This is a genomic window from Vibrio sp. SCSIO 43133 (genome assembly GCF_023716845.1).
Taxonomy (GTDB): Bacteria; Pseudomonadota; Gammaproteobacteria; order Enterobacterales; family Vibrionaceae; genus Vibrio; species Vibrio mediterranei.
This window is the reverse complement of the sequence record NZ_CP068024.1, coordinates 1489558-1514002: the sequence shown is the minus strand read 5'-3', so window position 1 is coordinate 1514002 and position 24445 is coordinate 1489558. Positions and strand designations below refer to the sequence as shown.

The following is a 24445-nucleotide window of genomic DNA, read 5'->3' as shown; positions in this document are numbered from 1 at the left end:
GGTCAAGTACCCACTTGCTAGGCAAAATTGCTCTGACGTATTTATTGGTATATCACTTTAAGCGCTTCGCGAGATTTTAAGTTTTGCGCTGCCTGGTTAGGCGCCTCTGCCAAGATATCTCGACTACCTTGCTCTGCTTTTCGATTCAATTTCACTGAGGTGATTTGCCAGTTATCGCTTGCCCGTTGCAACTCAAACTCGTATTCACCTGAAACCGCCCAAAAACCTACTGCACCGAGCCAATGGCTTGCTGTGAAGTCCACTGTCGCATTCGCTTTATCGCCATCAATAGAGACGTTTAAATTGCTCAAGTGATGGAATGTTGCATCAAACCCGGGAAGGAACCCTGCCCATTGTTTGATCAAGTCTTGGCGTTTGACTAGTTGAGCCTCTCCGCCAAACAGTGTGGTGTAATCCACCGTCAATTCTGGAGCGAATAATCGACCTAAGTATTCAAATGCACCCTGGTCTGCCAAAGCCGAGAAGCTGTTAATGTTGCTTCGAATTTTCGCTTCGTCCAAAGGCATGGTTTGAGCATTCACATTCATGGTAATCGCCCCGATAAACAGTAACCACAGTTGTTTAAGTTTCATGGCACGACTCCTTATAGGTTCGCTTCGAAGTGCTCTACCACTTCATCGACAGCCAGTTTTACCGCTTCTGGTTGGTCGTAAAAATCGAACTGGTTAATGTCGTATAACCATACTGCGTTAACGTTGCTACCAGCATTCTCTATGTAACGATGCGCACCTGCAGGCAGAGCCATGGCTTCAGAGGCCACCATAAGAACTGGTTTATCTTGCGTTGCCGCGCTTGCTTGAGCATCGTAGTTCAACCAGCCAGTCCATGATGCAACGTTGTATTGGTTGTCATATTCAGGAATCAATCCACGATCGACTTCGGTGTAGTAAGGTGCTTGATACATCAGTGCACTCTCGTTGGTTGTGCTTGCCGCTTCTATGTAAACCGGAGTCGCTGAACGCGCTGCTTCTTCCGCTGCTACGAGTAGGTTTTTCGCGCTTTCTTCTCCGCCATAAATTTCAGTCGCCATCGCTTTGTCGTGCAACCAAGGAGCAACCACTGCTGCTGCGTTTACTTTGGCGTTACCAGCAACCGCATCCAACATGTAACCCGCCGACGCACAAATACCCAGGCCACCAATGCGTGATGCATCAATGCCGTCTAACTGACTCACTGCTTCAATCACTGCGCGAATGTCCGCTGTTTTACGTGAAGGATCTTCTAGGTACATCACCTGGTCTTTACTTTCACCCCAACCACGGAAATCAAACGTCAATGCAGCATATCCTCGCTCTGCTAATGCTTGAGCGTAAACCGCTGGCATCTGCTCTTTCACCGTTGTCCACGCACCCGTTACGATAACTACTGGGGCATTTCCCGCACCTTTTGGTAGGTAAAGGTTTGCAGCTAGTTGACCAACTTGAGTATTAAGTTCGATGTGTTTCATGGTGGTGTCCTCTATAGCTAGGTTAGTATTGTTATCATCTGCAGAAACTGAGTGAGCAAAGGTGGTGAACGGCAAACTGCTTAATAGTAGTAAAAGCGATTTCTTTAACATGGCATCCTCTCTGTCTTATGTTTTGCCTGAAGCGTCCGGCTAACTTGGGTATAGATTAGCGCTGTAACGCTAGAGAAGATTGAACATTCCTGCCCAAGTTTTTGTATTTTATTGCCCGCTCAAAAAGTTGACGAAATGTACAAAACTCCGCTAACTTCAGCGAGCAAGTGAATGAGAACAAAGGAACGAAAATGAAGTCCGAGCTTAAGTTTTATGACTCTGAATCTAATGTGCTATCAAGCTGTGGCGACGTGCTGGATATTGAGTTTTCAAACCATGGATTAGATTGGTCGGGCGTATTGGTAGAAAAGGGCACGTCCCCTTATTTCTATCCGAAGAATGTCTACACACCCTACTTCTACTTTGCACTGGCACTAGAAAAAGATTTGAATTGGAGCGTCGAAAAAGATGGTACGTTCGCCGATCTAAAAACCAGCCCGGGCAACATCTGGATTAACCCGCCTAAAACTCCGTTTACCCATGATGTGGCAGAGCCTTGCTACTTCGTCATCTTAGCGATTGAAGAGCAGGAGTTTTTCTCACATTGCCCGCTAAATTTAGACGGAATTGAGCTGCAATTTTTGAACAACTACAATGTGTTGGATGAAACCATTAAGGGCATCATTGAACTGTTTATGTTAGAAGCAAAAGGCAAAGGGCGAAATGGCAAAGTCTACCTCAATAACCTGGTTTCGTTGCTTGCAACCCACTACATCCAAAACTATTCCAACTACTTTGACCTTAAGAACAACCAACTTGCTGCCTCTAAGTTCGGCCAACACCAAGTTAGTAAGATTGACCAATACATCGAAGAAAACATGGGCAACAACATAGCGGTCGATGATTTAGCAGAATTGCTCGGTTGTAGTAAATTTTATTTCCTGAGAGAGTTCAAAAAGCTCATCGGTGTAACACCTTATCAATACCTGATGAATAAGCGTTTGGAGCAAGCACGAGTGGCACTCTCCTCTGCTCCAGTAAATATCGCTTTAACGGCACACGAGCTTGGCTTTAATGACCAATCCCACTTTACTCGTGCGTTCAAAAACCATTTCGGCATCACACCGGGGCAATACATAAAAAACAATGAAAACTGATAGTTAATTGGAAAAAATCACTTTCGGACTTCATGCCCGTCATAGCTTCTTAGGCATAAATGAGTTGGGAGTCATAAAACCATTCTGAGATTTCGGACTGCTTCCCGTACTGCAACAGCTCGACCAAAATACATCTAGCTAGCCCAATCCGTTTAAACTCTTTAATGACCAATTATTTGGCTGTTAAGTGAAGAAACTGAGTTTGCTCTTACGCTAAGTAAAAAAATGGAGCGATTTCTCGCCCCATCTAGTTCTAGTTACTTGTGGCCGATAACCAGTGCCATCTCATCACCATCCGCAAAGATGCTTCCTTTGAGATCGCTATATTTCGCTTTGATCTCTAAACCGTGTGGCTCTAGTTCACTGGCTAGCATTTCCAAGTTGAAGTGCTGCAGCCAGTTATACACTGTCCACTCTCGGGCATCTTCGAAGATGACGTATTTGTCTAGGGTCACCATCTCAGTTTCGTATTTGAAGTTTGATTGCAAACACCAGTAATTATCTGCACTCCAGAAACCACCCATAGCGTTCTTCTCGAGGTTTCTAGACTCAGTTTGAGCCGCAAAGCGAGTCGTAGTGTAAACATCCAGTGCAATCGAACCACTAGGCGCTAACAGGGATTTGAACTTACCTAATAAGGTCGCACGCTGATCTGGATTTAGAGCGCAAAGGTCACACATCACCAGAGTGATCAAGTCGAATTTGCGAACATCACCGTACTCAAGATAATTCCCATAGTGATACTCGATATCAAGCTGTGATTTCTTGGCTTGGCTTCTAGCGTATTCAAGCGAATTATGTGAAAAATCCAGACCAACAACGGTACCAACACCTTTGGATTTTAAGCGCTGGGTATATAGGCCAGGCCCACAACCGAAGTCAATGGTCTTAGAATCTGCACTTAGGCTAAACTCAGAAACTAGCCAGCTAGTAGACGCATCAATAAACTCCGCAGTACGAGATGCAAGGCTAAGTTCTGGGTTTAGATGAAATGCCAGCATCTGCTTTGCGATATGACTATCAGTCCACAATACATCAGCAGTATATGCAGACCATACAACAGGCTTTGCACTAGCCTCGTCGATTTTATTGTACATTTTTTAGTTCCGACAATAAGTTAGATTTATCGTCCTTACTTTCAGCTGAAGTTATTTCGTTGAATACCGTAAGGACGCTTGATAGATATTGTTTGTATAAAATAAGTCATTGCTGGTGCCTCCTTAGTAATGAGTTTAATTCGCCGACAAGTTATCAGCTCTTACAAAGACAAGCAACAAAGAAGGAATTTGGAGAAAAAACAGGATCTGATAAGGTCTGACGGCTATGACACATACGATTTGGATAAATCCCAAACAAGCTCTAAACGGATTGGTAGTGGTATTGTAATAAGGCTGAAGAAAGGCACTTCTCAATTACAAAGTGTTAGCTATCATGGTTCTGGGCAAAAATAAGTTACGGAAAATTGCCTATTTGAAACCCATGAATAATAAAAAGTATAGTCGCAAAATAGCAGACTAATCATTTCTTTCCGCTTGCTGTTTTAGTAGTGCTGATATAAATCAAGTTAAAAAGGCTGATGTCAAGCCATACAAACCAAGTCACCATAAATAGCAGCGTAAAAACGGCGAATTCGGTAAAACCAAGGTGAGGACTCAAGTAATTTCCCAGCGCGAAAATCGATAAGACATGAGCCAAGTCGTGAAAAAGCCCTATCCAGTGCACATGATCGCTGCAGGTCTCCGCATCTTGATGGGGCTTGGGTTTGCGCCACAATGGATGTTTCTTGAATAAATCCATATAGTTACGTCCTTTGCAAAATCACTGTGCGCTAAGCCGCATGTTATGTTCAGTATGGTAGAACCAACAATAACTTCAACTAGTTTATTTTTGGTAACCTTTAACCGCCTATCAACCCACACGCCCACTCCAACGAAAAAATAAAAGCACAGTAAAACATACACTTAAGAACATTCAATTCGATCTTTATGGTGGTTACTAAAAGTTAACTAATTGCACTAGAAATGTAGGTAACCATAATAAACCACAAGACAGCGAAATCATTATTCGCTCGGTAAACATCCAAATATTGAAGGGTTAATATCATGAGTAACGTTCTAATCATTAACGCACACGAACCATCTCCATTTTCTGAAGGCAAACTCAATGCGGCTTTAGTTGAGAAAGCTCGTACCCAGTTAGAATCAAAGGGTCACGAAGTTCGCGTAGTGACAATGCAAGATGACATCGTCGTTGACGAGCAACTGGCGAACTTTGAATGGGCAGATCGAGTGATCCTACAGTCACCTGTCAACTGGATGACCATCCCATGGTCTTTCAAAAAATACATGGATGAAGTATTCACTGCGGGTATGGGAGGCGCACTCTGTGCCTTTGATGGCAGAACGCCAGAAGAACCAAAGAAAAATTATGGAACAGGCGGCACTCGAACCAATACCAAATACATGCTTTCTTTCACATTCAATGCACCAGAGGAGTCATTTAATGATGATAGCGAATACTTATTCCAAGGTCGCGGTGTGGATGATTTGATGTTCCACATGCACGCAAACTTCCGCTTCTTTGGCATGACTGCACTGCCAACGTTTGCTTGCTACGACGTGATGAAAAACGCAGACATTGAGAACGACTTTGCTCGCTTTGAATCGCACCTAGACGCATACTTCTAAGAGGTAGTCATGAGCACTGGATTTACTAAACGTCAAGCGCTGGAAGTGCTGACTGGCCTGGCTGCTTAGCTTATCTCAAACTTCACTAACGCATTGGCGCACACTCAGCCGGATGCGCCATTCTAGAAGTTTGCGTGGACGCACCCTAGCGAACGTTAAACTCAGTTAAAGATAGCAAACGCAAATAAAAGCACTGTTTGCCGCGTGAGTACAGTGCTTTGAGTGGGAAACTCATATGAATAATACAATTAAGCTCGACATTATTAGTGATGTTGTCTGTCCATGGTGCATCATCGGATACAACCATTTAAAAGCAGCTATCAAACAGCTTGGCATTGAAGATAGCATCGAGATTGAGTGGCAGCCTTTTGAATTGAACCCTGATATGCCTGCTGAAGGTGAAAACCTTCGAGATCACGTTGCTCGTAAATATGGCAGTAGCGCAGAGGAAAGTAAGAACGCGCGCATCCGTATCGCCAGTATTGGGGCAGAGCATGGCTTCAAGTTTAACTACTTTGATGAAATGAAAATGGTGAACACTTTTGACGCACACCTTTTGCTTGATTACGCCAAGAGTTTGGGCAAGCAGACTGAGCTAAAATTACGTTTATTTACCGCATTCTTCAGTGAGCAGAAAGACGTCTCTGACCGTGAGATTCTTAAGCAAGAGCTAATTTCTGTAGGTCTTGAACCCGAAGAAGGAATGCGTTGGCTAGATGATGTGCAGCGACGAAGCTCAGTACGTAGTACAGAGAAACAATGGCAAAAAATGGGCGTATCGAGTGTTCCAACGGTGATTTTCAATGGAGAACATGGTTTTTCTGGCGCGCACTCAGTGGAAAGTTACAAACAGATCTTAGTTGAGTTAATAGCTCAGGCGAATCAACGCTAGGTTACTAAAAGTATACTGGTTGCAACTTATTTCTTAGTATCCTATCTTTTTCTAACTAGTTGTGACTTCAATCTCAGGAGCCCAGATGACATACTCACAAAAACTAAAAGCGAGTGACGCTTTTCCTATATTAGAGGCAACAAAGCTTGATGGAACCAAAGTCAAGTTAGGTCAACCTCAAGGTGATGCAACATGGCAAGCGGTGTTTGTCTATCGTGGTAAACATTGTCCACTTTGCACCAAATATTTGAATGAAATTGAGACCTATAAACAAGCATTTAGTGACTCAGGTGTTGATATTTTGGCAGTCTCTGGTGACTCAAAGCAACAATTGGAGCAACACCTAGAAAAGCTCGATATCAGTTTTCCTATCGCCTATGGCCTTACGGAGCAACAAATGAAGACTCTGGGGCTTTATATATCACTACCACGCTCCGAAGCTGAAACCGACCATAACTTTGCAGAGCCGGGGTTGTTTGTCGTCAATGAACACGGCAACCTACACGTGGTAGACATATCCAATAACCCATTTGTTAGACCTGAGCTCGGTGCACTGACCCGAGGTTTGGCATGGATTCGTAACCCAGAGAACCACTACCCTATCCGTGGCACACTAGACTACTGAATCGCCAGTTCGAAATACTACAAGGCAACCATATTGGTTGCCTTGCTACGTTAAAGAGGGAGTTAGATAAATGTAGCTCTCGCTATCTTAGCTGTATATTGTTGCTTTCAGACCATTTTCTCAACTCATCGAGAATTGTTAAAGCACTGCGCCCAAACTCGGTAAGTTCGTAGCTGACTGCCAGTGGTTTTTCATTGAGCACACGGCGTATAACCATGTTTTCACTTTCTAGCTCTTTTAGACGCTGATCGACCATCTTCTTGCTAGCACCGCCCAACATTCTTGAAAGGTCATTGAATCTCACTGGACCATCTTTTAGATGGTAGATAATCGATCCCTTCCATTTTGAACCCAAAATCCTCATACCTTTTTCGATCGCACAAGGCTGAGTACAGGCATCAACGACGCTCTTACGCCCTTTTGGGTCAACTTCAACTTTCGCTTTCATACAGCCCCACGTCATTTTGAGAAACTAAGTAATGTAATTTATCAGCATTGATAATAAAAACGTCACTCGTAGTTATTGAATACGCACATCGAATAAGTATAGGAGTAGGCTCCTAATGGCGAGCGCCTTACGGTATATTTTAGTTACCTAGAGATTGAATACAATCAGTATACTTTTAGTAACCTAGAGATTGAATACAATCAGTATACTTTTAGTAACCTAGTTGATAATGAGCTGTAACAACTAATATAAAAGTCTCCATAGACTGACTGTACAGCTAGTTTTTTTGGCCATTTCGACTAACTTTTCTCGTCACAACACATGTCTATAACTTGTATTGGAGCAGTTTTGTGTTGCGTACTCCGTCAGCACACCTCTGGACAAAAGTGAGTCAGTGACTATTTTAATTTAGCAAATCATTGATAACTCTGTGTATGGAAAGACACTTAAACCGGTGTCCAACCTTTTATACATATATAAAAGGGAAGTGTGGACTTTTGAGTGCTCTCCTACTCAAAAGTAGCTCTAAGGAGGAACTTGAAAGTGAGGAGAGCTGTATAGTCAGTGAATCGTCTATATTATTGATCTTTCGTAATCTAACTCAATATGATTACTTACCACCATGGATGAATTGAGCTTTCCTATATTCAATCTCTGTTTGTTCTGCTTTTCTAATTACTTCATCCAATTCGGCTCCTCGGGTTTTGGTAGCGGGTGAATAGACTTCAACATACACAGACTTCATAAACCCATAACTCATCATCGTTACCATAATGGCGAAAGGGCACCCCATAATAACGAGTAGCGATTGAATAGCGGTCATGCCTCCACTCATTAATAACAAGCTAGTGATACCAGAAATTGCAATTACCCAGCCAATACGTTGTGAAATCGGAGCATTATCTTCATCCTTTGATGTCAATGTATTAATAACAAGCGTGCCCGAATCAGAAGTCGTTATAAAGAACACGAAAATACTGAATAGAGCTAAGTAACTAGGTAGACTCCAATCAGATACCAACTCAAAGAACTTAAATAATGCCGACGAGGAGTTGGTCATCACTGCCGCACTTAACTCCTCGATACCTTGGTTATGAATAAGGTCCAACGCACTATTACCGAATATTGTTAGCCATGCGAAAGAAAAACCCACTGGTATAACAAGTACACCTACCACAAACTCTCGTATTGTTCTGCCACGTGAAATTCGAGCAATAAACAACCCCGTTGGCGCAGCGAAAGCAATCCACCAAGCCCAGTAAAATAGTGTCCAACCATAAAACCAATCTGGGTTAGTATAAGCGTAAGTATCAAAAGACAGGGGTACAAAGCTCGCCAAATAGTTGCCGATATTTTCAACTGTTGAGTTGAGGATGAAGGTAGTATTAGAGGCTAAAAATACATACGTCATTAGTCCAATTGCGACGCAGATGTTAATGAGTGATAGCGCTTTTATCCCTTTCTTTAGGCCAAGCACCAGTGAAATACATGTCGTTATTCCAATAATTGCAATCAAGACAATTTGATTGCCTGTGCTAATCTCCACGCCTAGTACATAATTTAAGCCAGTATTAATTTGTTGCACGCCAAAACCTAGGGGAGTCACAATACCAACCACTGTTGCAAGTACAGCAAAGACATCAATAGCTACTCCTAAAGGTCCATTGATTCGGTCACCAAATATTGGATAAAATGCGCTTCGCATTTCTAGTGGACGGCCTTTACGATACGCTGCGTAAGAAATAACAAGAGCTACAATAGTGTAAATAGCCCATGCATTGATGCCCCAATGAAAGAAAGTAATGTTCATTGCATCTCTCACTGCTACATCACTCTGTGCCTCAACGATAGGAGGGTTCATATAATGCATGACAGGCTCAGCGACGCCGAAAAAAACAAGCCCAATGCCCATCCCTGTGCTAAAGAGCATCGAACCCCATGCAAACCCTGAAAATTCAGGTCTCTCATTATCTTTACCGAGCCTTAAATCTCCAACACGGCTACATGCACTAAAAATTAAGATAGAGATAAACAATGCGACACTGCCCATATAAAACCAGGCAAACTTATGCGCGATGTAGTTTTTCAGATTTGAGAACATGTCAGTGCTTGCTTCTGGAGCAAGTAATACATAGACAAAGCACAGAGTTAAAATTATCCCAGCTCCCGCGCTTACTAGTAATTTATGAGTGTTTTTAGGTACGGATGTCATGTGCTGCTCCTACTTTAATAACTCTTTTTCAAATGGGTAGTTCGTTAGGTTTTCAAACCCATCTTCTGTGATAATGACTTGGTCTTCCAATTTGACCCCTTCTTTGCCGCCAACAGCGCCAACATATGCCTCAACACAAAGTGCCATGCCTGGCTCCAATACACCGTCATACCCATGACCTTCTAGATCTTCTGGATATCGTATTGAAGGGTACTCATCGCATAAACCGACACCGTGCATCATTACTCCATAGCGTTGTGGTCGGTATTTTTCAGGAAGTAAAAGGCCAGAGCGTGTTACTTCTTCGAATGTCATACCTGGCTTTAGTATTTCCATATTGTGTTGGATATGTTCATAGGCCACGCGGTATAAATGTCTCTGTTCTTCGGTCGCTTCTACATCACCGATTAGCCACGTGCGTGATAGGTCTGCACAGAATCCATAAGGACCAATGAGGTCGGTATCAAAAGCTAACAGCTCTCCTTCTTTAACTACGCGAGGACCGCACTCTTGGAACCATGGGTTTGTACGAGGTCCTGAAGACAGGATTCGACACTCTATCCATTCACCACCGCGCTTAATGTTTTCTGCATGTAACACCGACCAAATATCGTTTTCAGTGACGCCAGGAACAGTTGCCTCTTGCATTTTTTTCATTGCAATCTCTGTCGAAGCAATCGAACAGCGCATTGCGTTGATCTCATCAGTGTTTTTGACTGCTCTAGCTAGTTCCATCACTTCTTGGCCATCAAAGATATCGAGGCCTTGCTTATCGAGCTCACGCAAACCAACAATCTCGATCTTGTCTACAGCGATACGATTGCTCCCACCACCGTGACGCTTAACGATGTCAGCAATCTCTTTTGCAAAATGATGGGCGTGTTCATTGGTTCGATTTCCAGTTTCGAAGTAGAAGAATGACGCTCCATTACGTACTTCTTTCACAAGCGGTAGGTGTGCAGATAAATGGTCACAGTTATGGAAATCCCAAAGAATCATGTAGCCCTCTGCAGATACAAAACAAGCACGAGCGTGGTTGTGTGCAATCCAAAGCTGCATGTTGGTCGAATCTGTTGCATATCGAATATTCAAAGGATCAAATAACAACACCCCTGCCAAGTCACGGGCTTGCAATTGGTCTACAATGCGTTTTAATCGATACTCTCGCATTTTGTGCAGATTTGGTGGAGTGAGACCTAGGTCTGCCCACTCTTGGAATGCAAGAGCAGTAGGCCCTATCTCGACTCTATCATTGTCGTTCACGCTTCCATCTGGTTTTAATTGTGCGGCACGTCGACGTGACGGATCTATTTTTCGATTGGAGCCAAGTACAAATTGGTTTGTCATTTTATTTCCCTTAATAAACCACCGTATTAACTGGGTTTAATGTTACAGCAATGTTATTGGTGATTGATGGAAATAAAGTCTCATACCTAAGAACAAAATTCGCTGGGTAATGAATCCTCTGATTAAACAATCGGTTAGATTAAGTTGAGCTTGAATGTCTATATGCCAATAGTGATAGCCATCAATAACGCGTTGTTAATTGAGTGTTGCATTTTGAAAGGTTTACTTTTAGTTCTGTGAGCTAAGTTTAATTGCCTGACGTGCGTAAAAGCCAATATCATTCTAGGTATCAGTAAGTTAGGTTGATTTTGTAAAACCAGTGGCTTGTAAAACCCTTGGGTTAGCAATAGAAGTAGATGGAGATAGTTGAGCTAACTGTTGACTATATCCGGAAGGGGTCAAAAAGTGTTAAGTATGACTGGCGTCATTCAGGAAGCTGACAGTTATAGATGGGGTTTTCAAATTAAAAATACAAAAAATGGCACGTTAAGTGCCATTTGAATACAGTTTGAATTATATGCCATTTATTCAGCGTAAATACCTTTGGGAAGGCGAGCCTCTCGAGGTATACGATTTCCTGCGGTGTAATCGTTGATTATGTCGCAAGGCGTATAATTGCGTTCTAACTCAAATATATCATCTTGATCTAGATTCATTTCCAACGCAGCTAGAGCGCTATTGAATTGTTCAGGTGTATCAGCACCAACTAACATCGAGGAAACGTATTGTTTAGATAGTACCCAAGCTTGTGCTACCTGAGCGGGGGCTACGTTGTGCCTCTGGGCTACGCGGGCAACAGAAGTAGAAATATCTAATGAAGCCTTGTCGTTATACATTTCGGCAGTAAAGAAATCGGTTTTGTTTCGGTTAGACTGCAGATCATTAGTGAGAATACCCCGAGCAAGAGGACTAAATACCGACACTCCGATGCCTTGGTCTTGGCAATATGGAATCATCTCTCTCTCTTCTTCTCGGTAGGCACAATTATATTGTAGTTGCATGTTGATAGGTTTTACCCAACCGTTTTGATCACATACCTGGATGATCTTAGCGAGCTGCCATGTATACATGGTTGAAACACCAATATAGCGAGCTTTGCCTGATCGAACAATATCATTCAGCGCGCACATTGTTTCTTCTATAGGGGTGTTTACATCAAAGAAATGAAGCATGTAAATATCTACATAGTCCATCTTCATACGCTTTAGCGATGCGTCAATGGAGTTCATTATATGCTGGCGAGAATGGCCTTGTGCGTTGATGTCATCATTCATTTGGTAGCCAACTTTAGTTGTTACAATCAGTTTGTCACGTTGTCCAATGCGATTGAGAACATTACAAACGACTTCTTCACCTGCCCCATATGAGTAAAAGTCTGCTAGGTCGATAAAGTTAACACCATGGTCGATAGCATGACGAATGATTGGTTCGCTCTCTTTCTCATTAAAGATCCAAGGCTTCCATTCTTTAGAACCCATGTTCATCGTTCCAAGGCACAAACGAGACACCTTGAGGCCAGAGTTACCTAGTTGTACGTATTCCATATTCACCTCTCGCATTATGTAAACGAAATGTTTAATTTTTGTTTGTTGACCTGAGTATTTAGATTCAAAAGCCAACAAAACACGAGTGAATATAAGTTAGGCTTGTATGAGTTTAGTTCATTACCGCATGCAAGGTGAATTTAAAACCTTAAAAAACAATTGGTTATATTTTTGCCTTCAATAGGGGTTATTTGAAAAATTGAAGCTAAGACACGCTAAGACACTCTTCTTTCAACCAGGACACAAATGCTTCAACTTTACTCGTACCGACTTTGGGAGTCGGGACATGAATGAAGTACCCATAGCGACTGCGGCATTGTAGAGGGTGGAACTGAATGAGCTCTTGTTTTTTAAGCGAGTGATAGACCATATTGAGATCTACAACCGCGAACCCGCCCCCAGCGATAGCTGTATTTATCACCTGCTCTTGAGTACTCATCGAAATCCCTTTTCGGTGTCCCTCTGCCAATTGGATATTTGCTGATTCAAGCCAGTCTTTCCATGCTGGGAGGTTATGGCCGTGGTGGCGAATATGGAGCATCTTATGTGTATGCGCCTCAATATTCATGCTCTCGGTAACAAGATCTTGATTGCAGACTGCTACGTATTTTTCTTTAAACAACAAGTTGTCTTTTGCATAGAACTCACTGACTTCATCAAAGAGGATTTCAATATCGTATAGGGTACTTTGTTCTCGTTTGCTATAGATCTGTAAGTCATACTGAGGAAATACTTTTGCAAAGTTAACGAGGTGAGCACTCAACCAACGACTGGTAAATGTTGGAGGGGCTAGGACAACTAATCGCTGTTGGAGATTGGGGTTTCGTATGACCTCTAATCCTTTCTCAACCTCAGAAAGAGAACGAGAAATTGTGTCGAGAACTTGCTCGCCAATCGGAGTTAACTCAAGAAGCCCTCGAGTAGATGTGCGTTTGAAAAGCGGTACACCTAAATACTCCTCAAGTTGCTTTATCTGTTTGCTAACCGCCCCCTGTGTAACATTTAAGATGTTTGCCGCAGCGGTGAAACTCAAGTGGGTGCCTGCAACTTCAAATACTCGAACTGCATTAAGCGAGGGTAGCTGTCTCATTATCTTGCTCCTAGTCACAAATACAGCGACCTAGAACTCAAACTCAGTCACTGCGTTTCACATTAACTTCCGCAATAGCGCGCTTTTATAGATTTTTCTGAATTCTAATGATTAAATTTCATATGTTAATTACTTTTATTCGGTTGTTGTGAAATTGTGACATCTGTAAATTTTTAAGGACTGACCACAATGACAAATGCGCAGTTTGGAGAAAATATGGATACTCAATACAATTTAGCGATCACTACAGCTAAAGAGTGGCTAAGCAAAGATAAAAAGCAATTTATTGGTGGCCAATGGGTTCTCGGCAACTTAGAGAATAATTGGATGGTTACCAACCCTAGCAATAGAGATGTGTTGTGTAACATCCCTTTAGCTGATGAGCAGTTAGTTGAAGAAGCGACGGCTGTTGCCTCACAAGCTCACCAATCTGGTGTGTGGAGTAAAGTGAGTAGGACTGAACGAGCTAAAGTTCTTCGCGATATTGCTCAAGTTATTCGTGATCATACTGAAGTCTTAGCGGTGCTAGAGACGCTACCAAACGGGAAACTTTTAACAGAGTCGTTGGCAGATGATATCCCAACTTGTGCTGATATCTTTGAGTACTATGCAGGTTGGACTGACAAGTTTTATGGCGAAACGTCACCTGTCGACCCTGAGTACCTTAACTTCACGAATAAAGAACCGGTTGGCGTATGTGCGCTTATCGCACCTTGGAACTTTCCTCTTTATCAGGCCGCGTTGAAAATTGCTCCGGCTTTAGCTATGGGGAATACGGTTATTCTTAAACCATCCGAGTTTACACCTTTGACCTCCTTATATTTGATAGAAAAAATTGTTGAAAACGTTGATATTCCAGACGGTGTTTTAAACTTAGTAATTGCTGATGGAGCGGCTTCAAATCAACTAACAGTCAGCAATAATGTGCAAAAAGTTTCCTTTACGGGCAGTACACCAATTGGACGCAAAATTATTGAGAATAGCGGCCAATCAAACATGAAATCAGTCACGCTTGAGCTTGGCGGTAAGTCTCCTTGTATCTTCTTTGAGGATACTGAAAACTTGGATGCAGCTATTGATCGTGCCTTTACTGTTATGTTCTCTCACAAAGGTGAAAAGTGCTCCGAACCAACACGATTCTTAATTCAAGAAGGAATTTATGACTATGTTCTCGAGAAACTGATTGCGAAAGCAGAGGCTGTTAAGTGTGGTGATCCGTTAGATCCTGAAAGTGAACAAGGGCCTCAATGTAATGAAGCGCAGTTCAATAAAATCATGTCTTACATTGAGATAGGTAAAACCGAAGCGAAACTGGTTGCTGGTGGTACGCGAGATACATCAAATGGGAATGATAACGGTTACTTTGTGCGACCAACGATTTTCTCAGAAGTACCTGAAGATGCCCGTATAGCTCGTGAAGAGATCTTTGGGCCAGTGCTTTCTTGTATCAAATTCAAAAGTGAAGAAGACGCCGTTAGAATAGCTAACAACACGGAATATGGACTTGCGGCAGGTATATACACATCCAATGTGACTCGCGCACATCGAATGGTTGATCAGATTGATGCTGGTATGGTGTTTGTAAACAAATATGGCTGCTATGGACTTGCCAGCCCATTTGGAGGCTTTAAACAAAGTGGCTGGGGTAAGGAAATGGCCATTCATTCGCTATCTTCTTACACAAAGACTAAGAGTATTTGGGTCTACTACGGCGAAAGTTAATCAAATATGTTGGGCGGTCCTATCCGCCCAATTAAGGAAAATCATGCAATACAGAATCGAAGTCGATAATATTGGTGAAGTGAAAATTCCGGCGTTACTCCCTTATGGTGCTCAAACACAGCGAGCTCTAAATCTGTACCCCGTAGACAATCAAAAAACACTTGGCGACTACGCTTCACTTATCAACGCTGTTTTACGTATCAAATTAGCTTCTGCTCGTGTAAACAGGGAAATAGGAGAAATGGATCCAGTGCTTTCATTGAACGTTGAAAACACCTGTCAGTCCATATTAGAAAACTACCAAAGGGAGCTATTCCCCGTTCACGCATTTCATGGTGGTGGTGGGATTTCCGTTAATATGAATGTCAATGAAGTCGTCGCTAACATTGTCAATTATAGTTATTATGCCCAGCCCTACGGCTCTTATTCTCCCGCTCATCCGAATGATGCCATTAATATGAATCATTCAACGAGCGACTGCTTGCAAACCGCAAGTCACTTGGCTGCGATTGAAGCCCTTGACCGCTTAGATATAACCATTGAACGCTTGATATACTCGCTTGAGTATTTAATAGCGAATCACAGCGACAGTTCTAAACTCGCCAGAACCTGTATGCAGGATGCTGTCACGATTGAGTTTAAACAATTCTGGAGCGGTTACTTAGCATCACTACATACCTATCAAATGCACCTTAAAGCGTGTCGCAATGACCTTCAGGCTGTTAATTTAAGCGGTAATATTATTGGTCGAAGTGGTGACTGTTCAACGGCTTATGCCGAGCGTTGCATCTCAGTACTTTCAGACGTTACCGGTATAGAGCTTCGCAAGAACGATAACTTGTTTCAATCCAGCCAATCATTCGATGCTCAAACTAATTGCGTGAGCCAGGTGGAGAACTTAGCGGGCTTTATTATCAAGATCGCGAAAGACCTGCGTCTGATGTCTTCCGGTCCAGAGGGCGGTTTATCGGAAATTACGCTTCCAGCAGTACAGGCTGGTTCAAGTGCTATGCCTGGGAAAGTAAACCCTACGATTCCCGAGTTTGCCATTCAGTCTGCTATGCAAGCACAAGGGCATTGTTACTCATCTAAACAAGCACATATCCATGGAGAGTTAGATTATAACCCGTGGGGAATGCTACTGATTATCAATCTATTAGATGCGATAGATCACCTAGAGAAAGGAATTTCAGTACTAACTGAGAAGTGTATTCTCGGGATAGAAGTCAACTCAGAGACACAATCTCGTAATGAGTCTGCCTTAGTGCCACTCGTCGTACGGGTTAAGTCTAAGATTGGATACAAAGCGACTTTAGACCATGTTAAAGAGGCAAAAAACTCGACTGAATTAAAAGAGACGTTACAAGAGATACTCAAGCGGTGACCTCTACTCATTAATAGCAAATAATACTGTAACCGGAATGCTAGATTGTGGCACCCAGTCTATTAAAGCGTGCTCTAATCTTTTGATGTCACTCCATCTACTAGTGACAGTTCTGTAGACATTATTCAGATTAGAATAAATAGGCCAAGTACCTATCTGCAAAGCATCACACGAAAGTTATGTAGCTTGTAATGGGGCACTTTTGAGTTCCAAAAGTGCCAACTGTGAAGATTCTGGACAAATGGGGTTAATGTAAGGCCCTATCGAGTTGTTAATTGAGCCCCGTTTTATCGCTGTTCAAGCACTTATCTCAGCGTTAAGGAAGCGTTCTAGTATAAGAATAATAAAGCGCTTTCTTGAGTGATTATTTGTTAAAAAAACTAGCCACTGCATTTGCTGAAAGCGTTACCGCTTCTGGTTTGTAGTAAAAATCAACGTGGCTAAACTTACCTAAAGCCAGTACTTCATGCTCATTGGTTAACTTTTCAATAAACGCTGTTGAGCAAATTGCGGTTGGCGCATCCTGACCATAAACAACTAGCGTTGGCTGTACTATTTTGTCAGCGTAGTGCTCACAAAGAGAGAATAAGGATTGCATTGGTTGATCTGCCACATGTATGTTGGTGAAATTCTCGACTGCTACAGGACCTCGATAGCCATCACGACCATAGTAATCATATGTTTCACCTGCCATTTCCGGAAAGGCAGCTTCTCCAACAAACTCCTCTTTTGACTGTTCGTCATTTAAGCCAAATGGGGCCACATAGTCAGCTTTACCGGTTTCAAACATTTTCTGCTTAGAATCGTTTGCAGCTGCAATCATTTGATGAACGGTTGCTTTATCTGTCCATTGGAATGCATCCGCTGCCATCATGCCTGAAACAAGCGCCATCTTTTTAATACGATGGTCCGTCACCGCTGAAGAAGCCATAATTGAACCGCCCTGACAGACACCCAGACCGTAGATTTCATCGACATATGGTAGCGAGCTTAAGAATGAAACCGCATCCCACGTATTTTCTATTAAACGGAACATGTAACGAGACTGCATATACTCACCAGGAAGTGACGGAGAGTCACCCATACCTAGGTAATCAAATGCAAGGAAGATAAAACCACGCTCTGCCATTTCAGCACCATAAGTTGCTAGCACTTGCTCTTTCACTTGTGGAAACGGGCTTGCACCTAGGATAGCTTTGTACTTCTTGTTTACGTCAAATCCCGCAGGTACATAGAGATTACCAACCAGATCTACACCAAATGATTTGAAAGTTACTTGTTTAATATTCATATTCCTACCTTTTGTTTCTGCTACTTTATTGAATTTGCATTATTCGCTTTCAAACACTGGAATTAATTCTAGTGTTGCCGCTTCGTGCTTTTTTGTGTCAAACGTTAGACGCATTATTGGATATAGAAGCCCCAGTAACTTCCGATAAGCCGAGTTGACTCGGGACGTCACCATCGATAGGTCATTAGGAACTTTGCCATTGACTAACACCTCTAGGTCACCGACTCTCATCGCTCCATTGGGTTCGCCGTCCAAGCTTGGATTATTGATAAATGCGTCATACCAACTCCGCTCGTTGAACTTATACTGTCTGACAAAAAAACGGCCTTCGGTTTGTACAATGGTGATATCTATAAAACGGTGATCACCACATCTAATCTGATGAACTTTTTTCCTGTCAACAGCTTGAATCAATTGACTTAATTGTTCTTCCTTTTGTCGCATAGTTATCACCTCATAAGCTGTCTGGTAATTGATAAGGCTATCTTAGGTGGTACGCTTCGATATAGCAGTGCACAAAACTGCAAGACCTGTATACAGAATAACGAGGCAGAGTTAATACATCTGGTGATGCGGGAAGTGTTATTATTGAGCACTTGCTACTTCGAGCATAGCCTTCTCAAGGCTTTGATAGTATGGGTTCCAAGTCAATCGAGCATGCACCTTACCCTCCTCTTCATAACCCCAAGCCGACAACCACACTTCACCTCCTTTCTCGCAATAGGCTACCGCGTCACTGTCCATGCTATTCATACACATCGTGTAGGTTGCATCTTGTCCGTAATAAGCATTGCTCGGAGCAAATAAAGGACTCATGTGAGATGCCGTACTAATCCTCAACCCATCCAACTTCATACTCGATACCGTCACAGTTTCCTGCCCAATATTAGACTCACCATACCAAAGCAGTTGATTACTCGGATGTGTAAAGCGTTGTTGATATAGAGCATTTACCGCTTCTGGGTCGATAATACTGTCCGCCTCACTCAACACAATTAGAGTGGGGATCTCCACTTGATTCTCTTTCAATAACTCTCTTAGCTTTGCTGCACTTTGTGAGTATGCTATTGCTCCATTTAGCGGTGCAGAGTTATAGCGAGCAAAGTTGTCCTCATCAGTGGTGTAGCCATCAAAAAAGATGGAAGCGATAGGTGCTAACTTTTCAAGATATGGCGTTTGAGACTGAAAGCCTGGAGAGAACAGTAACAAGCCATCAATACCTCCATTTTCGATAGCATGAATTGTGACGAGGTTGCCTCCTGTAGAAAAACCGCCCAACCAGACCTCTTCGTATTGTTGTTTCAATAAACCAGCGTAATGATCAACGATAGTTTGCCAATCGTTATAGCTTGGCAGCATTAAGTCACTGGGCTTACTCCCATGACCTGGAAGTAGCAACACTTCCACATGAAACCCTTGCACACGCAACGAAGGAGCAATGTCCGAAAAGCTATATGGTGAATCACCCAAACCGTGTACCAGTAAAACGGCCTTGTTTGTCTTGTGTTTCGGTGTCAATTCGAATGGCATGTTCATAGTGATTTCCTTATCGTGGTCATCACTGATGTAACTGCGATTTTCCGCTAGCCACTTCTCTGTCACCATTAAATACTCGGAAAATGACGGCTGAATATAATCGTAATAGTCCTGTGACTGACTTAGCGAAGTTGAAGAACCAGAAATACAACCGGCTAATGAAAAAACAACGCTAAGTAACAGCAACTTGTATAGATTTGCAGACATACCTTTGGAAAACCTCTCTTGTCAGAGCGCAATTGCTCCGTCGATTAGAAGTTCATAATAAGTGGTGGCTATAATTTAAGCAGCGCACAAAACCACGAGAGTTGTATACAAATCCCCGAAATTGATCATTTCGTTGTTTTGTATACATATTACGGAGTTTTATATACTGTATTTCTGCTTAGACTGACGCACAGTAGTTAGCGCAATGATCAACGTTATCGTCAGCTATTGTTTATGTCTGATGCCAGCATTGCGTTACACCATGAGGTTCAATAATGAAAAAATTCCACTTTGAAACGATTGCAGAACAAAATGCGGCACTTGGTTTACGTCCACCAGAGCATCCTCTTGTTGATGTAATAAAAATGAGCTCAAACAATGATGATAACCAGCTAAATTGTGAACAAGAGTTGGCGCTATCCACCAGTTTCTATTCGATATCGCTCAAACACATTATTTCTGGTGAACTCATGTATGGCCGCACAAAGTACGACTGCTCGAATGGTACTATGCTGTTTTTTGCACCTAATCAAGAAGTATCAGCAAGTGGGATTAAAGTTGATGCAGTAGCTCGAACTATCTGTTTCCATCCGGACTACATTCGTGGCCACAAACTACAAGATGAACTGAAGCAATATCAGTTCTTCAATTATTCCGTCAATGAAGCGCTGCACCTTTCTCCAAAGGAAGAGCGACATATGGCAAATATGTTTGATACGCTTGAGATTGAAAACAGCAATTGCTTAGATGCCTTCAGTAAAGACCTAATTCTCTCGCAAATCAGTACGTTATTGATGTATGCCAATCGTTACTATCACCGACAGTTCTTGATGCGCAAAGAAACAGATACATCGGTATACGATAGGTTTTCAAATCTATTGGAGGCTCGATTAGAAGCTGTTGTTAGTCAATCGGAAACTATTCCTGAAGTTGAAGATATGGCGCGAGATATGAATATGACGAGTCGCTACTTAAGTGATGCCCTTAAGGCAGAAACCGGAAAGACAACCAAAGACTGGATTCATTACGCTTTGATTGAAAAGTCAAAGGATCGCTTGCTTTCAAGTAAGGATTCTGTCGCGACTATTGCATATAGTCTTGGCTTTGAATATCCACAGTATTTTTCGCGTTTATTCAAAAACAAAGTAGGAATGACACCATCTGAATATCGAGCAGAGAACATTCGTCATTAATCGGAATTTTGGATAACGAATGTCCTAAGGTAGATACGAAACACGAAAAGGGACATAAACTCGTTAATCTTTCACAAAACCACGATAGGTGATTGGCTGATATAGCTTAAAAGCACTAAGAACTCTTTATTGTTTCCATCTATTATCAACAAAATCTATAAAGTATTTCCTTAACAAGGTGACTTGTCGAAGAGCCCGGCTAACATTACAGTGACCAAATCGATTGGGCAGTTTGTTGTTATGTGCCAGTCCATGACAAGAATTTATCTGTTGTTATTCAGATAAAAATCTATTGAATAACTAGGAGCTTAGAATGAGCAAAGTGATCTTAATTACTGGAGCAACCGATGGTATTGGGTTAGCAACTGCCAAGGATTTAATAAAGCTAAATCATACAGTTATCATTCACGGTCGAACGCCAGCCAAAGTTTCAGACGTCGTTGATCAGTTACTGGAATTGAATTCAGATGCGAAAGTAGAAACGATCATTGCTGATTTATCTGATCTCAACCAAATAAACAAAATGGCTGATGAGGTTTCTCAGCGATTCTCTCAAATCGATGTCCTCATTAATAATGCCGGTGTATTTACAGCTCCCGCAACTAAGACTGAAGATAATCTCGACATTCGTTTTGTCGTCAATTCTATTGCCCCTTATCGTCTTACACAGGCTTTAATTCCATTGCTTGCTGCTAACGGACGTGTGGTTAACTTATCTTCGGCAGCACAAGCCACTGTCAACTTGGATGCATTGCGAGGAAACAAGCCACTCGGTGATTCAGATGCATACGCGCAAAGTAAACTCGCTCTTACTATGTGGTCTCGCGCGTTGGGATTACGCTATGAGCAAACAGGACCAATGATTGTGTCTGTTAATCCGAAGTCATTTTTGGGAAGTAAAATGGTGAAAGATGCATATGGTATTGCAGGAAATGACTTAGCTCTCGGTGCTGATATTCTAGTTCGAGCATCGCTGTCCGATGAATTCGCGCATGCACATGGCAAGTATTTTGATAATGATTTAGAAAGCTTTGCCGCACCGCATCCTGATGCATTAAATGAAACGAAAACTGAACAAGTATTATCCGTTATTGAAATGTTATCTGCTAGATAGACTCATATAGGAATAAAAAGGTTAGCCAACAATATCGTGTCGAAAGGTTAACCTTTTCTATTATTAGTATTCAGGATAGGCAGCAACTATAAAAATAGAGTAATAGACCTAGCCATTAACGCAATTCTTGACAAAACCATGACAAAACATCGACTGTGGTAACCAACTGATTCCTATAACCTTCCCGCTCCGTTCAAACCCAAAATAAAAACTATGATTATATTTACCATTGATTCTTTTAAAGAGGTTTTTCATATTCATACCTCAATGAAGAATAACCAGTTTAGTACTCAATATTTCAACGATGGCAACAAGCTTCATAAGTTGAAAGGAATAAGTATTGAAAAAGACGTGTTTGATGTATCGGGAATGTACCATGAAGTTATTACTGGCTGCACATTTGAGTTTTACAGTCGATCTGACATCAAAGTTAAAATCTTCGAAGGTGAGTTTCACGTCGAAGACATAGAGCTTTCACGACAAACTACGACAGATTATGGTGTCTGTACCTCAGCATCTGAGTTCTGCTTTTAGCTAAACCATAAAAAAAAAACTGACTAGCATGTGCTAGTCAGTTTAAACGTATTAAAGATGACTTCATCAGTTATTGAATCTGAGCGCCTTGTTCTACCCATTCTCCAATTAACATACGTTCCTCATCTGTCATCTGAGTTAGATTACCTAACGGCATTACCTTCGTCGTCACGGTTTGAGCGACAATGCGTGGTACATTCACTTTGATCTCTTCAGGCGTATCCAGAATCACGCCAGCCGGAGCGGTTTGGAATGCAGCATGTGTTGGCGTTGCAGAGTGACATACCGAACAGCGTTCTTGAATGACATCATTAATTTGTGCAAAGGCAATTGTGCCATCATCTGCTTGAGCCGCAATATCGGCTGAGGCTTGCATGTCTGCATGATGATCACCAGCTTCAACCACAGGTGCTTTTGCGACAGGGGCAGCTGGTTTGTTGGCATAAGGCGATGTAACAAAGGCTAGCGTTACCATACCCAAAGCAGCAGCAGGTATTGTCCATGCGAACTTCTGGCTACCATGACGTGTATTAAAGTAGTGACGGACCAAGATACTAAATACTGATAGCGCAGCCAAAATTGCCCAGTTGTATTCAGAACCATATGTGCTTGGGAAATGGTTGCTGATCATGATGAACAACACTGGCAAAGTCAGATAGTTATTGTGTCGTGAACGTAACAGGCCTTTTGCTGGCAATGTAGGGTCCGGCTCTTGATTGTTTTCAATCGCTTTCACTAAAGCACGTTGCGCAGGCATGATGACGAAGAACACGTTACCAACCATGATGGTACCAATGATAGCGCCTACGTGGATGTAAGCACCACGTCCACTGAACACCTGCGACAAACCATAGGCTGCACCTACCAACCCTAGGAACAACACGATACCTAACAGTACCGGCGTTTTGCCCAAAGGCGAGTTACACAGTAGGTTGTAGATTACCCAACCAGAGATAAGCGCAGCAATACCGATCATAATCGCTGTTGTTGAGTCGATGCCCGAACCTGGAGCTACTAGATAGATTTCAGCATTGAGGTAATACACTACGCCCAATAGCAGTACACCCGTAATCCACGTAAAGTAAGCTTCCCACTTAAACCAGTGAAGGTTTTCTGGCATTTTTGGTGGTGCCAGTTTGTATTTCTCGAGATGGTAAATACCACCGCCGTGAATCGCCCACAAATCGCCAGATAGGCCGTCTCTAGGGTTAGTACGGTTGAGATTGTTCTCAAGCCAAACGAAGTAGAAAGACGCTCCAATCCATGCGATACCTACAATCATATGGGCCCAACGAATCATCAGGTTGAGCCATTCTGTCATGTGCGGATCCATAACACACTCCTCAAAAGCAGCTTAGACAGTCGCTTGCTGCTTGTCCTTATCTTGTTTCGTCTTATCGATGTCTTGCGGCAAATCCTTCAAGTCCAACTGTACAAGGTTCTCTTCAAAGAACACTTCATCACAGTTATGCCCTTCCCCAGCTCTATCGACGATCAGAAATTTATCTTGGTCGGTCAGAGCCAAAACAGGATGGTGCCAAACTCCTTTGTGATAGTTGACCCCTTGACGACCGTTACTATAGAAAGCTCGGCAGTCAGTCAAAGAAGGATTGTCGCCTTTTGGTGCGACAACGATAAGATACGGTTGACCAAGCAATGGTATAAAAGCCTGTGAACCCAGAGGGTGTCGCTCTAACATTGAAATAGTGAGCGGATACTGAAGCGGGGTCGCTTGGAAGATACTCATGATCGCACGCCCCCCCAGCTCTTCAACATCGGCTTCAGCTAACTTATGGTAGCGACGAGTCGAACCATTATTGATCATAAAATAGTCACTATTTTCAACTTCAATCACATCACCAAACTGCTCAAATGCGGCTTTAGTGAGTGGCTCAATAGTTAGATGGCAAATACCATTACTCATAAAAATTCCCTCTATTAAG

The 24445-nt window shown here is 42.4% G+C and carries 23 protein-coding genes; 9 read left to right on the top strand and 14 right to left on the bottom strand.

The window, feature by feature from the left end:
• Nucleotides 1–41 precede the first annotated feature (41 nt).
• Complete coding sequence (locus JKJ11_RS07295; protein WP_252038981.1) at nt 42–593, bottom strand: nuclear transport factor 2 family protein; 552 nt, start codon at nt 591–593, stop codon at nt 42–44.
• 11 nt (nt 594–604) lie between these two features.
• Nucleotides 605–1468 carry an alpha/beta hydrolase gene (locus tag JKJ11_RS07290; protein ID WP_346657542.1) on the bottom strand — a complete coding sequence of 288 codons (864 nt, stop codon included), beginning with the start codon at nt 1466–1468 and terminating at the stop codon, nt 605–607.
• 302 nt (nt 1469–1770) lie between these two features.
• On the opposite strand from JKJ11_RS07290, the gene JKJ11_RS07285 reads away from it, so the two are divergent.
• Nucleotides 1771–2676, top strand: coding sequence for a helix-turn-helix transcriptional regulator (locus JKJ11_RS07285; protein WP_252038980.1), 906 nt, complete (start codon nt 1771–1773; stop codon nt 2674–2676).
• Nucleotides 2677–2933: 257 nt separating this feature from the next.
• Here the strand turns inward: JKJ11_RS07285 and JKJ11_RS07280 are convergent, their stop codons facing one another.
• Entirely contained in the window at nt 2934–3773 is an 840-nt protein-coding gene (locus tag JKJ11_RS07280) for a class I SAM-dependent methyltransferase (RefSeq protein ID WP_252038979.1), read from the bottom strand.
• A 421-nt stretch (nt 3774–4194) separates the two neighbouring features.
• Nucleotides 4195–4473: a hypothetical protein gene (locus JKJ11_RS07275; RefSeq protein WP_252038978.1), complete on the bottom strand. Its 279-nt coding sequence runs from the start codon at nt 4471–4473 to the stop codon at nt 4195–4197.
• Between the two features lie 305 nt (nt 4474–4778).
• Between JKJ11_RS07275 and JKJ11_RS07270 the strand changes: the two genes are divergently transcribed.
• From JKJ11_RS07270 to JKJ11_RS07260, 3 genes are all read left to right on the top strand, one after another.
• Nucleotides 4779–5363, top strand: a complete 585-nt coding sequence (locus tag JKJ11_RS07270) for an NAD(P)H-dependent oxidoreductase (protein WP_088878035.1) — start codon at nt 4779–4781, stop codon at nt 5361–5363.
• Nucleotides 5364–5598: 235 nt separating this feature from the next.
• Nucleotides 5599–6255 carry a DsbA family oxidoreductase gene (locus JKJ11_RS07265; RefSeq protein WP_252038977.1) on the top strand — a complete coding sequence of 219 codons (657 nt, stop codon included), beginning with the start codon at nt 5599–5601 and terminating at the stop codon, nt 6253–6255.
• An 85-nt stretch (nt 6256–6340) separates the two neighbouring features.
• Nucleotides 6341–6880 (top strand): redoxin domain-containing protein, encoded by a 540-nt coding sequence (locus JKJ11_RS07260; protein ID WP_088878037.1) that lies wholly within the window; start codon nt 6341–6343, stop codon nt 6878–6880.
• Between the two features lie 82 nt (nt 6881–6962).
• On the opposite strand, the gene JKJ11_RS07255 is transcribed toward JKJ11_RS07260, so the two are convergent.
• The 5 genes from JKJ11_RS07255 to JKJ11_RS07235 form a co-directional block, all read right to left on the bottom strand.
• Nucleotides 6963–7328, bottom strand: a complete 366-nt coding sequence (locus JKJ11_RS07255; protein ID WP_088878038.1) for a winged helix-turn-helix transcriptional regulator — start codon at nt 7326–7328, stop codon at nt 6963–6965.
• Between the two features lie 610 nt (nt 7329–7938).
• On the bottom strand, nt 7939–9540 hold the full coding sequence (locus tag JKJ11_RS07250) for a BCCT family transporter (protein WP_198557720.1): 1602 nt from the start codon (nt 9538–9540) through the stop codon (nt 7939–7941).
• Nucleotides 9541–9549: 9 nt separating this feature from the next.
• Nucleotides 9550–10887, bottom strand: coding sequence for a dimethylsulfonioproprionate lyase DddP (gene dddP / locus JKJ11_RS07245; RefSeq protein ID WP_124941054.1), 1338 nt, complete (start codon nt 10885–10887; stop codon nt 9550–9552).
• Nucleotides 10888–11411: 524 nt separating this feature from the next.
• On the bottom strand, nt 11412–12431 hold the full coding sequence (locus JKJ11_RS07240; RefSeq protein ID WP_124941053.1) for an aldo/keto reductase: 1020 nt from the start codon (nt 12429–12431) through the stop codon (nt 11412–11414).
• Nucleotides 12432–12636: 205 nt separating this feature from the next.
• Nucleotides 12637–13521 carry a LysR family transcriptional regulator gene (locus tag JKJ11_RS07235; RefSeq protein ID WP_124941052.1) on the bottom strand — a complete coding sequence of 295 codons (885 nt, stop codon included), beginning with the start codon at nt 13519–13521 and terminating at the stop codon, nt 12637–12639.
• Nucleotides 13522–13710: 189 nt separating this feature from the next.
• On the opposite strand from JKJ11_RS07235, the gene JKJ11_RS07230 reads away from it, so the two are divergent.
• Nucleotides 13711–15243: an aldehyde dehydrogenase family protein gene (locus tag JKJ11_RS07230; protein WP_239919895.1), complete on the top strand. Its 1533-nt coding sequence runs from the start codon at nt 13711–13713 to the stop codon at nt 15241–15243.
• Between the two features lie 43 nt (nt 15244–15286).
• Nucleotides 15287–16627 carry a lyase family protein gene (locus tag JKJ11_RS07225; RefSeq protein ID WP_124941051.1) on the top strand — a complete coding sequence of 447 codons (1341 nt, stop codon included), beginning with the start codon at nt 15287–15289 and terminating at the stop codon, nt 16625–16627.
• Nucleotides 16628–16991: 364 nt separating this feature from the next.
• Here JKJ11_RS07225 and JKJ11_RS07220 read toward each other — a convergent pair whose 3' ends face one another.
• From JKJ11_RS07220 to JKJ11_RS07210, 3 genes are all read right to left on the bottom strand, one after another.
• Complete coding sequence (locus tag JKJ11_RS07220; RefSeq protein ID WP_252038976.1) at nt 16992–17918, bottom strand: alpha/beta hydrolase; 927 nt, start codon at nt 17916–17918, stop codon at nt 16992–16994.
• 39 nt (nt 17919–17957) lie between these two features.
• Nucleotides 17958–18362, bottom strand: coding sequence for a hypothetical protein (locus JKJ11_RS07215; protein ID WP_124941040.1), 405 nt, complete (start codon nt 18360–18362; stop codon nt 17958–17960).
• 141 nt (nt 18363–18503) lie between these two features.
• Nucleotides 18504–19661 carry an alpha/beta hydrolase gene (locus JKJ11_RS07210; RefSeq protein ID WP_252038975.1) on the bottom strand — a complete coding sequence of 386 codons (1158 nt, stop codon included), beginning with the start codon at nt 19659–19661 and terminating at the stop codon, nt 18504–18506.
• Nucleotides 19662–19936: 275 nt separating this feature from the next.
• Between JKJ11_RS07210 and JKJ11_RS07205 the strand changes: the two genes are divergently transcribed.
• The 3 genes from JKJ11_RS07205 (at nt 19937) to JKJ11_RS07195 (ending at nt 22502) form a co-directional block, all read left to right on the top strand.
• Nucleotides 19937–20854, top strand: a complete 918-nt coding sequence (locus JKJ11_RS07205; protein WP_124941038.1) for a helix-turn-helix domain-containing protein — start codon at nt 19937–19939, stop codon at nt 20852–20854.
• Between the two features lie 313 nt (nt 20855–21167).
• The gene (locus JKJ11_RS07200) at nt 21168–21968 is read left to right on the top strand and encodes an SDR family NAD(P)-dependent oxidoreductase (protein WP_252038974.1); all 801 of its coding nucleotides are present in this window, start codon (nt 21168–21170) and stop codon (nt 21966–21968) included.
• Between the two features lie 213 nt (nt 21969–22181).
• On the top strand, nt 22182–22502 hold the full coding sequence (locus JKJ11_RS07195) for a hypothetical protein (protein WP_006070612.1): 321 nt from the start codon (nt 22182–22184) through the stop codon (nt 22500–22502).
• 70 nt (nt 22503–22572) lie between these two features.
• On the opposite strand, the gene JKJ11_RS07190 is transcribed toward JKJ11_RS07195, so the two are convergent.
• A complete protein-coding gene (locus JKJ11_RS07190; protein ID WP_062460126.1) occupies nt 22573–23835 on the bottom strand; it encodes a urate hydroxylase PuuD in 1263 nt (420 codons plus the stop codon).
• 21 nt (nt 23836–23856) lie between these two features.
• Nucleotides 23857–24426: an ureidoglycolate lyase gene (locus JKJ11_RS07185; protein ID WP_124941035.1), complete on the bottom strand. Its 570-nt coding sequence runs from the start codon at nt 24424–24426 to the stop codon at nt 23857–23859.
• Nucleotides 24427–24445: the final 19 nt, after the last annotated feature.

Excerpts from the sequence above, each read along its gene's own strand:
- JKJ11_RS07250 (WP_198557720.1), bottom strand. The coding sequence starts at position 9,540 with ATGACATCCGTACCTAAAAACACTCATAAATTACTAGTAAGCGCGGGA.
- dddP (WP_124941054.1), bottom strand. The coding sequence starts at position 10,887 with ATGACAAACCAATTTGTACTTGGCTCCAATCGAAAAATAGATCCGTCA.
- JKJ11_RS07205 (WP_124941038.1), top strand. The coding sequence starts at position 19,937 with ATGAAAAAATTCCACTTTGAAACGATTGCAGAACAAAATGCGGCACTT.
- JKJ11_RS07290 (WP_346657542.1), bottom strand. The coding sequence starts at position 1,468 with ATGAAACACATCGAACTTAATACTCAAGTTGGTCAACTAGCTGCAAAC.
- JKJ11_RS07295 (WP_252038981.1), bottom strand. The coding sequence starts at position 593 with ATGAAACTTAAACAACTGTGGTTACTGTTTATCGGGGCGATTACCATG.
- JKJ11_RS07240 (WP_124941053.1), bottom strand. The coding sequence starts at position 12,431 with ATGGAATACGTACAACTAGGTAACTCTGGCCTCAAGGTGTCTCGTTTG.
- JKJ11_RS07230 (WP_239919895.1), top strand. The coding sequence starts at position 13,711 with ATGACAAATGCGCAGTTTGGAGAAAATATGGATACTCAATACAATTTA.
- JKJ11_RS07255 (WP_088878038.1), bottom strand. The coding sequence starts at position 7,328 with ATGAAAGCGAAAGTTGAAGTTGACCCAAAAGGGCGTAAGAGCGTCGTT.
- JKJ11_RS07190 (WP_062460126.1), bottom strand. The coding sequence starts at position 23,835 with ATGGATCCGCACATGACAGAATGGCTCAACCTGATGATTCGTTGGGCC.
- JKJ11_RS07225 (WP_124941051.1), top strand. The coding sequence starts at position 15,287 with ATGCAATACAGAATCGAAGTCGATAATATTGGTGAAGTGAAAATTCCG.
- JKJ11_RS07275 (WP_252038978.1), bottom strand. The coding sequence starts at position 4,473 with ATGGATTTATTCAAGAAACATCCATTGTGGCGCAAACCCAAGCCCCAT.
- JKJ11_RS07265 (WP_252038977.1), top strand. The coding sequence starts at position 5,599 with ATGAATAATACAATTAAGCTCGACATTATTAGTGATGTTGTCTGTCCA.
- JKJ11_RS07185 (WP_124941035.1), bottom strand. The coding sequence starts at position 24,426 with ATGAGTAATGGTATTTGCCATCTAACTATTGAGCCACTCACTAAAGCC.
- JKJ11_RS07235 (WP_124941052.1), bottom strand. The coding sequence starts at position 13,521 with ATGAGACAGCTACCCTCGCTTAATGCAGTTCGAGTATTTGAAGTTGCA.
- JKJ11_RS07220 (WP_252038976.1), bottom strand. The coding sequence starts at position 17,918 with ATGAATATTAAACAAGTAACTTTCAAATCATTTGGTGTAGATCTGGTT.
- JKJ11_RS07195 (WP_006070612.1), top strand. The coding sequence starts at position 22,182 with ATGATTATATTTACCATTGATTCTTTTAAAGAGGTTTTTCATATTCAT.
- JKJ11_RS07260 (WP_088878037.1), top strand. The coding sequence starts at position 6,341 with ATGACATACTCACAAAAACTAAAAGCGAGTGACGCTTTTCCTATATTA.
- JKJ11_RS07280 (WP_252038979.1), bottom strand. The coding sequence starts at position 3,773 with ATGTACAATAAAATCGACGAGGCTAGTGCAAAGCCTGTTGTATGGTCT.
- JKJ11_RS07210 (WP_252038975.1), bottom strand. The coding sequence starts at position 19,661 with ATGTCTGCAAATCTATACAAGTTGCTGTTACTTAGCGTTGTTTTTTCA.
- JKJ11_RS07285 (WP_252038980.1), top strand. The coding sequence starts at position 1,771 with ATGAAGTCCGAGCTTAAGTTTTATGACTCTGAATCTAATGTGCTATCA.
- JKJ11_RS07200 (WP_252038974.1), top strand. The coding sequence starts at position 21,168 with ATGAGCAAAGTGATCTTAATTACTGGAGCAACCGATGGTATTGGGTTA.
- JKJ11_RS07215 (WP_124941040.1), bottom strand. The coding sequence starts at position 18,362 with ATGCGACAAAAGGAAGAACAATTAAGTCAATTGATTCAAGCTGTTGAC.
- JKJ11_RS07270 (WP_088878035.1), top strand. The coding sequence starts at position 4,779 with ATGAGTAACGTTCTAATCATTAACGCACACGAACCATCTCCATTTTCT.